Annotated in this window: 8 protein-coding genes and 3 pseudogenes; 6 read left to right on the plus strand and 5 right to left on the minus strand. The window is 40.3% G+C overall.

The window, feature by feature from the left end; translation table 11 throughout:
- The 4 genes and pseudogenes from H6G92_RS28030 to H6G92_RS28045 form a co-directional block, all read left to right on the plus strand.
- Window positions 1-1,435 (plus strand): annotated as a pseudogene (locus tag H6G92_RS28030) (FAD-dependent oxidoreductase); the annotation flags it as partial.
- A 308-nt stretch (window positions 1,436-1,743) separates the two neighbouring features.
- Window positions 1,744-2,202, plus strand: a pseudogene (locus H6G92_RS28035) (transposase); the annotation flags it as partial.
- 67 nt (window positions 2,203-2,269) lie between these two features.
- Complete coding sequence (locus H6G92_RS28040; RefSeq protein ID WP_190898697.1) at window positions 2,270-3,094, plus strand: IS5 family transposase; 825 nt, start codon at window positions 2,270-2,272, stop codon at window positions 3,092-3,094.
- A 254-nt stretch (window positions 3,095-3,348) separates the two neighbouring features.
- Window positions 3,349-3,525 carry a hypothetical protein gene (locus H6G92_RS28045; RefSeq protein WP_199345003.1) on the plus strand — a complete coding sequence of 59 codons (177 nt, stop codon included), beginning with the start codon at window positions 3,349-3,351 and terminating at the stop codon, window positions 3,523-3,525.
- 15 nt (window positions 3,526-3,540) lie between these two features.
- Here H6G92_RS28045 and H6G92_RS28050 read toward each other — a convergent pair.
- The 3 genes and pseudogenes from H6G92_RS28050 to H6G92_RS28060 form a co-directional block, all read right to left on the minus strand.
- Window positions 3,541-4,436 (minus strand): annotated as a pseudogene (locus H6G92_RS28050) (IS630 family transposase).
- Window positions 4,437-4,491: 55 nt separating this feature from the next.
- Window positions 4,492-5,727: a pentapeptide repeat-containing protein gene (locus H6G92_RS28055; protein WP_190898762.1), complete on the minus strand. Its 1,236-nt coding sequence runs from the start codon at window positions 5,725-5,727 to the stop codon at window positions 4,492-4,494.
- 37 nt (window positions 5,728-5,764) lie between these two features.
- The gene (locus tag H6G92_RS28060; RefSeq protein ID WP_190898699.1) at window positions 5,765-7,768 is read right to left on the minus strand and encodes a pentapeptide repeat-containing protein; all 2,004 of its coding nucleotides are present in this window, start codon (window positions 7,766-7,768) and stop codon (window positions 5,765-5,767) included.
- A 426-nt stretch (window positions 7,769-8,194) separates the two neighbouring features.
- Here H6G92_RS28060 and H6G92_RS28065 point away from each other — a divergent pair, with 426 nt between their 5' ends.
- Window positions 8,195-10,405, plus strand: a complete 2,211-nt coding sequence (locus tag H6G92_RS28065) for an ATP-binding cassette domain-containing protein (protein ID WP_190898701.1) — start codon at window positions 8,195-8,197, stop codon at window positions 10,403-10,405.
- 247 nt (window positions 10,406-10,652) lie between these two features.
- On the opposite strand, the gene H6G92_RS28070 is transcribed toward H6G92_RS28065, so the two are convergent.
- Together H6G92_RS28070 and H6G92_RS28075 are read right to left on the minus strand one after the other, a co-directional pair.
- A complete protein-coding gene (locus tag H6G92_RS28070; RefSeq protein WP_190898703.1) occupies window positions 10,653-11,969 on the minus strand; it encodes a WD40 repeat domain-containing protein in 1,317 nt (438 codons plus the stop codon).
- Between the two features lie 5 nt (window positions 11,970-11,974).
- The gene (locus tag H6G92_RS28075) at window positions 11,975-13,036 is read right to left on the minus strand and encodes a trypsin-like peptidase domain-containing protein (RefSeq protein WP_190898705.1); all 1,062 of its coding nucleotides are present in this window, start codon (window positions 13,034-13,036) and stop codon (window positions 11,975-11,977) included.
- A 62-nt stretch (window positions 13,037-13,098) separates the two neighbouring features.
- Between H6G92_RS28075 and H6G92_RS28080 the strand changes: the two genes are divergently transcribed.
- On the plus strand, window positions 13,099-13,356 hold the full coding sequence (locus H6G92_RS28080) for a hypothetical protein (RefSeq protein WP_390667083.1): 258 nt from the start codon (window positions 13,099-13,101) through the stop codon (window positions 13,354-13,356).
- The last annotated feature ends 48 nt before the right edge of the window (window positions 13,357-13,404 follow it).

Genomic DNA, 13,404 nt, shown 5'->3' on the forward strand with positions numbered 1-13,404 from the left:
GGAAAATGTTTGTGTGGAAAGAGTTTTAAACACACACATATTTTATAATTATGGACATGGAGGGTCAGGTGTAACGTTGTCATGGGGATGTTCACAAGAAATTGTCCACTTAGTACAACAAATGCTCTGCGAATCGGCAAATCCAGTTGCTTTACATAGTAGTAAGATAGATAGCAATAAGCAGACTGTCTTTATGCTACATGATATGTTTCTGAGCAAAACTGATTTTAGACATATCTGCTCAGAGAATAGAAATCTAGTTTTACTCTGTAGTCGGCGAGGACTCAGTGAGGTTGTACCCTCCCAGTATCAATACTTATATATTGTGCAGATTGTAGAACCTTATAATTTACAAAATCTGCTCCAAACCTATCAACAGATTAAGGCTGACTATAAACTATTAGATGATAACTGCCGGATTGTCACCAACGATGAGTATTCAGTACTGTTAGCTGCACAGTTGCGTGAAGCTCTAAATCTGCCAGGCGATCGCCCAACGATGATCCAGCAGTTTACTGATAAGAGTTACCTCAAATCTGCCCTCAAAAATTCCCTGATTCGGATGCCTAAGTATCTGATTTTTGCTCAAGACCGATACCGTAAAGAGCCGGTTTCATACTTAAAGTTTCTTCTAGAAGAACTAGGTAATCACATTTTGATCAAACCAATTATCAGAGTCGGAAGTGAAAAAAGCAGAATAATCTATACTGTTGATGATTTGAAAGCTTGGTGTGAAAGCAATGTAGATTCAGATTCCGAATTTGAGATGAATGAATTCATTAAAGGTCAGTTATACAATACAAGTGTTGTTCTAAAAAACGGTCAGCCTTGTTATTTCGCTGCTTGCAAGCAGTATCGACCTAATGATGAGTTCATTTCTGGTCATCAAATCGGCAATATTATTGTTAGAGAAGAAGAACCAGAATTTCAAAAACTCTGGCAATTTTCAAGTGATGTGTTAGAAAGTTTAGAACACAATTACCCGAAAAATGGTGTACTCAATATTGATTTATTACTACCTTTTCTTAGCGAAGAAGCAATCCTAATGAAAGTAGCTGCACGTCCCCCGGAAGCGCTTGTATCAAGAATGTTTTACATATATCAGGGGCTACGTCTAAACGAGTTACATCTCCAATTACAGATAGGTGATTCGCCTGATATCATTCTCAAGGATAGAAATGAATGGAAGTACAGCGCTTCCTCGATTCATCCAAAGCAGAATGGTGTTGTTACAGAAATTAAGAAGCCAGTTTTTGAAACTGATGTGGAAATTTATTGGCAGATTTATTTGGGAGAAAGACTGGAAAAATCACAAAGTATGAGGGATATTGCCATTGCTATTGTTTTGAGCCATCATGACTTTTCAACCCTTCAAGAGGAATATCAGGTAGCCAATTCTAGCAATTTCTACAATACTAAAAAAGATTTTTTCTAGCAGCCCGAAAGAAACTGTTTTACAGCAGTATTTGAGTTAAAAACCGAAAAATTACCGCCTAAATGAGTAAATTTTAGTGTATTCTGCGCTTTTCTAGAACACCGATTCAGTAATCGGAGAGCAAAAGAAAAATCAGCCCAAAGAGAAATAAACAATGGAGAATAAAGTGTAGAAAACGCTTGCTAGCCAAGACTTATAGCGACAAATAAGCTCTAAGCAATATTTAACAAAATCTTTTGGAGAGGGATAACCTGAATTGAGGTAGATTCAGGTAATAAATGTGAGCTTCGCAAGCAGAGAATCTACGTATGCGGCCAGAAAATTGGAATCCACCGATAGAACTATCAGCAGCAGAGCAAAGTATTGTTAAGCGGATTAAACGAGCAAAGTTGTTTACATTCTTACGGCAATATCGCCATCAATTATTTGATGAGAAATTTCAAGAAGAACTGAGCAAGCTTTATGCAGATTCTCCCAAAGGGCATCCTCCAGTTCCGCCAGCACAACTGGCGTTAACGACAATCCTACAAGCCTATACGGGAGCAACAGAAGCAGAAGCGATTGAAGCATTAAGTATGGACAGGCGTTGGCAATTAGTACTCGATTGCATAGATTGCGAAATAGCTCCTTTTTCGCAGGCGACACTGGTTAGATTTCGGAGTGCGCTAATTATCCAAGGGCTTGACCGACGATTAATTGAGAGAACAGTCGAACTAGCAGAGCAAACCTTGGGTTTTGGCTCAAAGCAGTTACGGGCAGCACTAGAACTCTTGCAAAAGTATTTTGTGGTATGATTGAGAGTTTGGCAATTTGTGATTAGGACTTTGAGGAGCAGTGAAAATAGAGAAAGCCAAGCAGCTTACTGCAAAAAAATTTAAGCGAATGACTGGAGTGAGGCGTAAAACCTTTGAATTAATGGTTGATGTGGTTAAAGCTGATGCTCAAAAGAAGAAGAAGCCTGGCCGCCGTCCTAAATTAATTATTGAAGACCAAGTTTTAATGGTCATCCAATATTGGAGAGAGTACCGCACTTACTATCACATTGGATTAGATTTTGAGCTTTCAGAATCTGCGGTTTGCCGAATAGTTTTTAAAATCGAAAATATTTTAATTAAGTCCAGAAAGTTCAGTCTACCAGGGAAAAAACAATTATGGAAAATATCATCTGAAGAAGATTTAGTCGTAATGGATGTTACCGAGAGTCCAATTGAAAAACCTCAGAAAGGTCAAAAAAGATTTTTTAGCGGGAAACAGGGAGAACATACTTTAAAAACGCAGGTAGTGATCTACCAAAAAAGCAGCAAAATCATCTGTTTGGGGCATGATAAGGGAAAAATCCATGATTTTCGCTTATTTAAAAATAGTGGAATAAAATTTGTAGAATTAATTAAGGTAATAGCGGATAAAGGCTATCAAGGAATTGCTAAAATTCATCAATTAAGTGAAACACCAATTAAAAAACCAAAAGGAAAAAAGTTGACGAAAGAACAGAAAAAATACAATCGGGAACTAAATCGATTAAGGATTGTTGTTGAACACGTAAATCGTCGGCTAAAGATATTTAAAATTTTGTCTGATAAATATCGAAATCGTCATCGACGTTTTGGGTTAAGATCGAATTTAATTGCGGGAATTTATAATCACGAATTAGCCATATAAATCGGATAAAAAATCGAATTAATCCAATAATTTCAGTATTAATCAATAACTGAAATGATGTTTGCTGCAATCTTCTTAACTAGCAAGCGCCAGATAATACTTGCTAGAAGAAAATGATAAACTCTTACTATTTTAATGCCCCAAATTTGAAAATAAAATAACCCTTAACTATACCACAAAATATTTATGCAAGAGTTCTACTGGATTCTAGCCCATTGTGGGGAGCATCAAAGGTCGAAGATACATATAATTTATTGGGTCACGCCCTTAAAAAAGTGATTGGCGTGATAGCCGTTCAGCAGGGGAGGGAGCTGGCGGAAGTTGCTAATGACATTGGCGTAGATATGTTGGCAGGTTCGAGCTTGAAAGCCGCTTTGGACTTAAACTGGGATGACCCAAACCAGAAAAATTTGGCCTTGGGGATTATATAGCAACCGCCACATCGGTTAGGACGCTAGATGTAAAATATGCTCCATTGCATCTCGTAGACATTCATATTGTTCAAGTTGCTTGCGAATGCGACTTTTGAGCCAAGACCAGCATCGCTCAATCTTGTTGAGATCCGGTGAATAGGGAGGTAAGTACAGAAGTTTGCAACCTGCTTGCTGAATCAGTTGCTCAATACGACCACCTTTATGGAACGTGGCATTATCGATGACTACCACCTGCCCTGGTTCCAGCAGAGGGATTAAGCAGGTTTCCAACCAAATCTCAAACACAATCCGGTTGCAGGAACCTTCGACTGTAAAGGGAGCCATCAGTTGCTGGTTACGCAAGGCCGCAATCATATTGACTCGACCTTGCCGTCGTCCTGGCTTCAATGCATGAAACCGTTCTCCTTTCTGATTCCAGCCATAACCATAGTCTTCTCGATTGTCCATACCCGCTTCATCAACATAAACAATCGTTTCATCTGCCTGAGCTGTCAACTGTTCTATGAATGCTTGCCGTTTAACTTCATCTCGCTCTTGATAGCCATAGGTCTTTTTTTTCGCGTGAACCCTATTTTCTTCAATGCTCTTGCAATTGTGCGTTAGCGTAGCTCGCCGTAGGCATCGCTGATATTACCATCCCACAGTTGAGCCATCTCCACTTGGGTTTTATCACCATGAGATTTAGCAAAAGCCCGAAATTTCTCCCAGTCTGTGATTTTATGGTTATTTCCAGGCGGGTGGTTGGGCAACGGCAGAACATCTCCCGTTTCAGCTTTACGCTGTAACCACAGGTTGATCGTGTTGCGGCTGATGTTGAAGAGTTCACTGGCTTCGCTTTTCTTCAATCCATCTAACTCAATGGATTGGATTACCTTCTGGCGGAAGTCGTAACTGTAGGGTTTAGCCATAGCGAATTAGACCAGAGCAACTCATGATAATACTTTTAGTCTATGTCCTAATAGACTAGACGGCTGCTATACCACCTATTTGGTCTGCATCAACAGTGTTGGCATCTACATTACCTCCAGCAAATTGGGAATAACGTTGATCGTAGTTAGAAACTTTCCTCGGATTTTCTGCCAATGCTTTTTGAACTGAGCCTTGCTGTTCCACTATGTCAAACAAGCGGTTAATCTGTGTTTCCTGTTTGAAAATTAGGGTATCTTTATCCTCAAGTCTTGCTTGGTACTGTGCTGACAATGCTTTAGTCGCAAATTCATAGCCCTGCATAAAGTCGTTGTGGATTTTTGCTTTATCTGCATCAGGGGAAACAGTTACTCGGACTACAAGAATGCCGTCGCCTTTCTTCTCAATGCTTTGGACATCCAATTGTGCGCCTTGGTTTTCGACTTCTAGCTTTTTGAAGGAGTAGGCGAAAGCATCCCAGTCGATGCCGTTGCGGAAGATTAGGTCTACTGTTTCTAATAATTTTTGGAACAGTTTAGCAAATTCTCCAGGAGCAAAATTACCACTACTAGGGCGGCGTTCTTGTTGTTTTTGATGGAGGTAGATGTAGTCGCAGATTATTGCATCAAGATTAGTAAAAGCGTTAATTGCCCAGTCTTTTATACAAGATCCAGTTAGACAAACACCTCTTAAATTTGCATCATACAAGCTGGTTTGTGTTAAATTAGTTTCAAATAAATTAGCTTTTCCAAGATCAGCCTTTCTTAAATTTGAGCGATAAAGGTTTGTGTTACTAAAGTTAACCTCTCTTAAGTCTGCCTCTTCAAAATTTGCATCAGTCAGACTTATGTTACTAAGATTCGTTCCTTTCAACTTAGTAATAGAAAAGTTTGTATTTGAAACGAGAGCTTCTTTAAGATTAATGTCTACAAGTATAGCACCATTAAAATTTGCATTAATAAGGTATGCTTGTGTTAAGTTTGCTTTAGTAAGATCGGCTGCTACAAGTTTTGCATCATTAAGAGTTGCTTTACTCAAGTCAGCTTCTATCAGTTTTGTGTCTTGATATTTATTTGAGCTAAGTATAGCCTTATGAAGGTAAGCAGCATGAAGATTAGCTCCACAAAGTTCTGCCCCACTAAAGTTAGTCTCTTCAAAATTGGCTTTTCTCAAATTAGCATTATGTAGTTTAGCCCCAGTTAAATCAGGTCTTACTTTAGGATATTTATTCCTCCACTCATTCCAAACCTCCACTCCTTGCCTAAGTATTGCCAAATGCTCCTCATTCGCCATCACCAGTTACCCCTCTGCTTCATCTGTAGCAACTGAACTATTCAGCATCCTGCCAGCCTTCTAAAGTTGCCAAAAGTATATTCACAAGAGGATGATCCACTAGTTCCTTCAATGCCTCAGTTCCACCAGATTTTAACGCCCCAATTACCCGCGCTTTCAATGTAGGATTATTATCGATTTGCTTGAGTGCTTCTGTCACCGCTACCTGTTTTTCTAGTGGTGTATTAGTCGGGTAAGTCTGCCCTAACTGATTGAGAAGCTGCTGAATTTCTGCTGCGGCTTCTGCAAGATTCTGCCGTTGCTCCGGGGTGTAGTTGGTGATGTTGCCACCGATTTGCTGTGCGGTTACTGTGTCTGCGTTGACTAGACCACCTGCAAATTGAGCGCCTTTGAGGTCAAAGTTAGACTGTTTTTTAGAAGCTTCTGCCATTATGGTATCTCCTTGGTTTTGATAAGTTTGGGCATAAAAACTAGGGCGTTGTAGTGCTGTCACTACCATATTCTGTAGATCAGCAATTCTACTATCTTTTTCGGCGACGAGCGCTTTAACTTCTTGTTCCGCAAGGGCTTTTAGCTGATTATAAGTATCAAAATACTCTGCACTCAGTTGCGATTTGTCGGCTGTGATCGCTGTTTTGGCACGCAGCAAGAACTTGTCCTCACCACGAACTTCCATACCTACAATTCGCAAATCTGCCTCTGGGTTATTCTCAGCTAACTGCTTGAACGAGATAGCGATCGCTCTTGGGTCAACACTTTGATTATGGTATAGGTCGAGCGTGTCGAAGATGGGCTTGATGAAATCCCCAAACTCACCCGGAGCAAACACTTCCTGGCGATTGTCAGGTTTGCGGTGAGGGTCGGGGTTGTCTATAGTGGGCAGGCGCATGTAAACGTACTCGCATCTAACCCCATCAAATTTGGTATCAGTGCTAATGTTCCAATCTTCAATGAATGCGCCAGTGAGAGTTGCACCTGTAAAATCAGTGCCGTCGAGTTGGGTTTGTACTAGCTTGGCTCTGGATAAATCTACATGTTGCAAGTTGGCTTCACTTAAGTCTGCGCCAATGAAACTAACATCTGATAAATTAGCTCCACTCAGATTGACTCCTCGTAAGTTCTCACGTTCAAAGTTTTTTTCTTGTTCCTCTCCTATAACTAGTAATTGGCGGATTTTTTTATCTTTTAAATAAGTGTTTCCTACCTTAGCTAAAGCTAAAAATTGAGCCTTAAACCAAATAGTACGAGTCAGGTTAGCTTCAGAGAAGTTCGTGTTTTTTAATACTGCTTCCGAAAAGTTAGTATCTGTTAAATTACTCTGCCGAAAATTGGTTCCGTCTCTAGCCACAATGTCAATAATAAGAGTGCGAATAAAGACATACTTTTTATCTTCGAGTAAAGCACGCCAACCAATGTAAGCAGATACCCCTGCTAATATTATTGTCAACATAGATGTCACTATTAATGCCTTTCCCTTTGCAGCTAATAGTGCCATCCCTATAGTCACTACTATTGTTCCTACTATTGCACCAGTATTTACTACTGCACTTACCCCTACCACTATTACTGCACTTGATGTTACACCTGCTACTGCCGCTACAACTGCACCACTAGCTAATACTGCCTCTGATGCTATGGGTGCTGATGCTACTGCTGCTGTTAATATTACTATTAATAACTTGAAACCTGCAATCAATCCTTGGTTGAGGGTAAGAATGAAGAAGGCAAGCAAGGTTATGAAACTACCTATACAGGTAAACACCTTTTCAGATGAATAGTTTTCCACAACATCTATCCAGTAGTGGCTACACACTTGGAAGCAAAATCCTGGAATTATAGACAGCATCAAAAAGATTATTAGCCAGCCAATTTCCCATCGTCTTTCAATCCCAGCTTTGGCATGACTAAAGTTTGCTCCGATTAGATTTGCACCAGTAAAATCAGCGCCACGAATATCTGCACCGCTAAAGTTTACCCCATTAAGGTTCTTACCTCGAAAAGAACGACCTCTGAGATTTTGGCACGAGAAGTCTTGGGGCATGGCTAGGCTGGTGAAAGTGAGAGTTTATGCTGGATACAGCTTGAGTATGCGGTTTTACGGTAAATAGTGCAATATTTTTGATAATGATTAAATTCCGGCATTCCACAAAATCCATACTAGACTCTGATCCCCGTAGTTGTGCTGATTTTTTATGGTGAAATTCTTAAATCAGAAAACTACGCTGCGATCGCATTGGGCAGCAAGTACACCTGCGGAATGCGAACAGATGCAGTCCTTGAGCGATGACGAAAGCACGCACCGGAGGTAGAGAACATCAGTCGAGTGGATGGATTCTTGACCAAGTTTTTTATATTAATTTAAATTTCTTGCCAATCAACTTGAGCTAACTAAGATTTGATTAATGTCAGGGAGGATTAAACCTAGTGTATTATCTGTGAATTGTCATAAAATACAGAAGCTAGTTTCATGGCTATGCTCACTCTACATCTGACTACCCACACGAATCCGACTCAACAATGCACTGTTACCCAAATTCCATTCAATATTGGTAGTGACCCAGACAACGATTTAGTCATTAGCGATAAAAGCGTAGACAGCTTTCACGCGCAAATCATTTGGAAACAAGATCAGTACTTGTTGATTGACTTAGGCAGTAGCAGTGGGACTCGCATCGGCAGCATTCAGTTACAACCACACAAGTCCGGCTCACTTGGAGATGCAACTTTAGTACAGGTCGGTTCCATCATTATCGAAGTGAAAATAAGCTCTCCTGTACCAGCTTCAAAGACACTAATATTTGGAGCAGCAGCAAAAATCCAGACAAGCAATAGCACAAAGTCTCAAACAACCACTCAAGAGAATTTGAGATTGGATGCTGTTGGCTTGTACAAATCTACTAGACCAGTGTTTGGGACGACTCTGATCAACGATATTTCTCTGTCGTTCTTTCCTAAAGAGTTTATTGTCATTGCTGGAGTAAGCGGTGGTGGCAAATCAACGCTAATGGATGCACTAAATGGGCAACGTCGTGCATCGGGCAAGGTTCTTACTAATGGTATTAGCCTTTATCGCCATTTTAAGGCTTTCAAACACCGCATAGGTTACGTTCCGCAGGACGATATTGTTCACCCAGAGTTGACCGTAAGGGAAGCTTTAAACTATGCTGTACAGCTTCGGCTACCTTTTGCCACACCAGAACAAAGACAGCAGCGTATCCAAGAAGTATTAGAGCAGTTGCAACTGACCCAACGTAAGCACGTACCAGTCAAGCGACTTAGCGGTGGTCAGCGAAAGCGAGTTTCTATTGGAGTAGAGTTAATTACCAAACCTAGCCTGTTTTTCTTGGATGAAGCCACATCTGGGCTAGACCCTGGCACTGAACTCCAAATCATGGAACTACTGCGGGTGAGCGCAAACGCTGGAAGCACTGTACTGCTGATTACTCATGCTACCAAAAATGTAGCAATCGCTGACTTAGTGGTTTTTCTTGCGAAGGGTGGTAGATTAGCTTACGTTGGCCCTCCTAAGTTGGCGTTTGACTACTTTCAAGTCCAAGATTTTGATGCTATCTACGACAAAGTGGAGCGCCAGCTATCCCCGCAGCAATGGGAAGAACGCTTCAAATCTTCTGGCTTCTACAGAAAATTTATCACTGATCGCCACAAGACTATTCCCCCACATAAGGTTCCACCTGCACCAATAGAATCGAGATTTTGGCAACAGTGGGGAGTGCTGTGCCGTCGCAATTTGAATATACTGCTCAAAAACAAGATTAGCTTGGCATTAATGATTTTGGGAGCGCCAATTTTGGGGTCAGTTAATTTTGCACTGTGGAAATCAGACTTGTTTAGTACCAAGACTGGCAATGCTGGACAGACAATTACAATGCTGTTTGTGACTGTGATTATGGCCGTAATGTCTGGTTCATTAGCAACCATGTCAGAGATTGCTAAAGAAACAGCAATTTACCGTCGTGAGCGTAGTGCTGGGTTAGGTTTACTTCCTTATCTTGCATCTAAGCTTCAGTTAGCATTCCTGTTGGGACTATACCAGTCAGCTGTACTGTTAGGTTGTATGGTTGCAGCAGTAGTAATTCCTATTGATAGTAGCGCTTTAGCCGGAATGTACTTTAGTTTATTCCTAGCATCTTTTGGCAGTATGGTGCTGGGGCTATTAGTTTCTGCGATCGCTCCCAACCAAAGCGTTGCTCCCTTGCTAACAATTTTAGTGCTAGTTCCTCAAATTGTCTTTGGTGGTGGTATCCTTCCACAAGCTGAGTTCAATCCTATTGGTAAGACAGTTAATCAGTTGATGTTGACTAAGTACCCATTTGAATCGTTAGTAACCTTGAGTGCGCTGGGAGAAGATGTAGCGAAAGACTTGTGTTGGCAGAAGTCTGAACAGCAAAAGAAATCATTATCAGAAGCCCAAACAGCCATTTGCAAGTGTTACGGCAAGGATTTGTTTACAGAGTGCAAGTTTCCAGGTTTGGGCAAAGTGGAACGAACCTCCCTTTCCCAAGTAGATTTACTAAAAGGACGTTTATTAATCAAAAGTATTTATGATAGTTATGGAAATATTCTTAGTATTAATTTATTGACGAACTGGCTGCAAATGTTAATAATAATTATAGGAATTACAGTTATATTATTTCTGGCGCAAGTTTTTAAAATTTGAGTCTATCACAAAGTTATTAATGCCATAAATTGTTTTTTTTGTAACAAAAATTGTCTCGATTTGAATGATGCAGAAAATTTTGCAATAATTTTAATTATAGCATGATTATTTAATGTTAATCACAGTCAATGTTGAACTATATGAAAGAGCATAAATTCATCTCTTGGTCTTAGTGCAATAACTACTTTGGACTCTGCGATTGCATTCAACAGTATATTTGTATTTTATAATCTACAACTTGCGTTAATTAGGAAGATATACCCCAAACTCTAATTTTTGAATCATCGGTACCACTAACTAAGATTTTGCCATTAGGACTGAAAGCAAGAGAATTTACTAGACTTTTAAGTTCAAGAGTCTGTAGAAGTGCTGCTGTTTGATAATTCCAAATCCTGATTTTATTATCTTCACCACCACTGGCAATAATTTTTTCTGTTGGACTAAACGTGATAGCATTCACAGAACCTTCATGACCAGTAAGAAGACGATATTCTGTTGGGGTACTTGTATTCCACAGCTTTATTGGTGGATTCAAAACACCATTCTCACCGACATTTGTACCTCCACTGGCAATTGTTTGTCCATTTGGACTAATAGCAACTGCTCGAATTGAACCTACCGAACGGTCTAACCAAGACAGCATAGAACCCCAAAAATTAGAAGGGCGATTTAAAATACTTATTCTTTCGCCACTGCGCCAATCCCAAATCATAATTGCACCATCAATCCCACCACTCACTAAAAACCGCCCATCACAGTTAAAAGTAACAGAATTGACATCATATCCATGTCCACGTAAGGTGCGTAGCTGTTTTCCGCTACTGAGATGCCAAAGTCTAATAATAGCGTCAAAGTGTGCAGTAGCGAGGGTTTGACCATCTGGGCTAAAGACGACGCAATTAGTTCCTAAAGAAACCAGCGAACTGCCTAAAGTTTGTTTAAGCCTACCTGTACTGATATTCCACAACTTGATATTACCATCGTGTAATTCCATTTTACTGGCACTTGCCAAAGTTTGCCCATCTGGGCTAAAGTCAACAGTAAGAACTGGGCTAGAATGTCCTGTTAAAGTAGTTAATAATTCTCCAGTCGTTAAGTCCCATAATTTAATTGTGTGATCGCTACTGCCACTAGCAACTATCTTTCCATCTGGGCTAATGGCAACAGATAAAACAGAATCTAAATGTCCGTTGAGGGTAGTGAGATTTTTATAAAGGCCATCTGGACTATTTACTTGTTTTTCTTGTTTTGCCAATTCTTCTCTAATTTTTTTTATTAAACTATCTATTTTTACCTGATTATCTAAGCCGACATTTTCACGTATTACTTCTAATAAGATACAAAGTGCAGGCTTTTCAGGGGCAATTTCTCCAAATGCTACTAGCTCCTTCACCATTTGGGGAATAAAAACATCCACAGGCGTATCCCACACCAGACGATTCAATACTTTTGCATTAGTCCCTAAAGCTATAAAAAGATAAGACTGACGTTGTTGTTTATCCCACATAAATGGGCTTAACACAAGCGATACTTCTTGGATAATTACCCCACTGATTTCTGCCATTTAAATTACCTCTGCAACCTTGTGTAAATTTCTGGTGTGTTGTTTTTAAGGTCACTCAACAATGCGATCGCACTTGTTCCTGCATTGCGTAAATACTTTTGTTGTGTATTCGGTTCTAGTAACATCCCACCGCTATGGTGAATCCCTACCACCTGAAAATCATCATCGAAAACAGGCGACCCCGATGAACCTGGTTCTGTAGTAGTAGTATATTGCAATACTTGATTATCGGCGTAAGCAACAAAGTTATTCTGTATAGAGATTTTCTTTAAATGCCCACCTGGATGCTGAATAATTGCTACGCGGTCATCTCGCCGCATTAGTTTACTCTTGAAGATTAAAGGCTTGCCGAAACCGGGTACTTCTTTCAGGGTTACTACTGTATAGTCCAATGCTTCGTTAGTGTAAAAAACACCTCCGGCTAAAGCTCCAATAGTCTGTGTTGGGCATTGCTTACCTTTAATATCCAGTTGATAGTTAAAGCTAAAATCACTTTTCTCTCCTACTTCTTGACTATTAATAACGTGATTGTTCGTCATTAGTAAATCAGACGCAATCATAAATCCTGTGCCTAAACCGTCTGGAGTAGCGATCCGAACCACGGCTTTTGAAGCTTCCAGAGCCAAGTTTAAAATGTATATATCGCGTAATGTATTTTCCCCAATAATCTTTTCTTTGATATCAGATGTACTATCTACTCCCTTCCAGTTGCCAATTCCACGGCTAGGACTGACTGGAACATCAAGTGGGTAGTTCCGAAATAGTTCTATGATAAAGTCTGTATCTTCATCCCCAGTAAAAGGCTGAATATAGTTGAGGAAGACAGCAAGAGCTTCTTTATCGTAAGCGACTCGTCCAAATTGAGCTAAAAATCGCACTACTTCCACAGAAACACCCATCGGCGCACCATCCAAATCTAACCGCGCTAGGATAATATCTGCTTGGGCTACACCTTGTAATGCACCTGCGACTAAACGACGGCGATCGCGCACATTACCAAAGTCGGGTAAATTTTGGACTATGCGGGCTAGGCGTTGGAAGTCAAGTATAGATAATTGGACTGTCAATGTCGCTACTCCTATTAGTAAGCATCGATATTATTTATTAGTGATTCTATATACTCGGAATCATGCCTAAACCACCTTCTAGACGCAACAAAGCCACCTCTGCCGCATCTACCGATTCAACTTCAGTAGCTAACTCTGCAAATGAGGATATCTCTCAGCAAGTAGATCCAGCTACAGCAACAATTAATGTTACTGCCGTTGAAGTTCCAGAATTAACCGAGCAGGAAATTAGCGATAAGCCTGACGGCATGGCTACGCTTACCGCTTGCACCTGGAGAGGAAAGTGGAACGGGCGTTTTTTGAAGCGGGAAAGGCTTTAATGGAGTTACGCGAACGCAGACTGTACGGCTCGACCCACAAAACTAATC

The organism is Nostoc foliaceum FACHB-393, from assembly GCF_014698505.1.
GTDB classification, from domain to species: domain Bacteria; phylum Cyanobacteriota; class Cyanobacteriia; order Cyanobacteriales; family Nostocaceae; genus Nostoc; species Nostoc foliaceum_A.

Coding starts and splice junctions, on each gene's coding strand:
- H6G92_RS28055 (WP_190898762.1), bottom strand. CDS start 5,727: ATGGCGAATGAGGAGCATTTGGCAATACTTAGGCAAGGAGTGGAGGTT.
- H6G92_RS28060 (WP_190898699.1), bottom strand. CDS start 7,768: ATGCCCCAAGACTTCTCGTGCCAAAATCTCAGAGGTCGTTCTTTTCGA.
- H6G92_RS28065 (WP_190898701.1), top strand. CDS start 8,195: ATGGCTATGCTCACTCTACATCTGACTACCCACACGAATCCGACTCAA.
- H6G92_RS28070 (WP_190898703.1), bottom strand. CDS start 11,969: ATGGCAGAAATCAGTGGGGTAATTATCCAAGAAGTATCGCTTGTGTTA.
- H6G92_RS28080 (WP_390667083.1), top strand. CDS start 13,099: ATGCCTAAACCACCTTCTAGACGCAACAAAGCCACCTCTGCCGCATCT.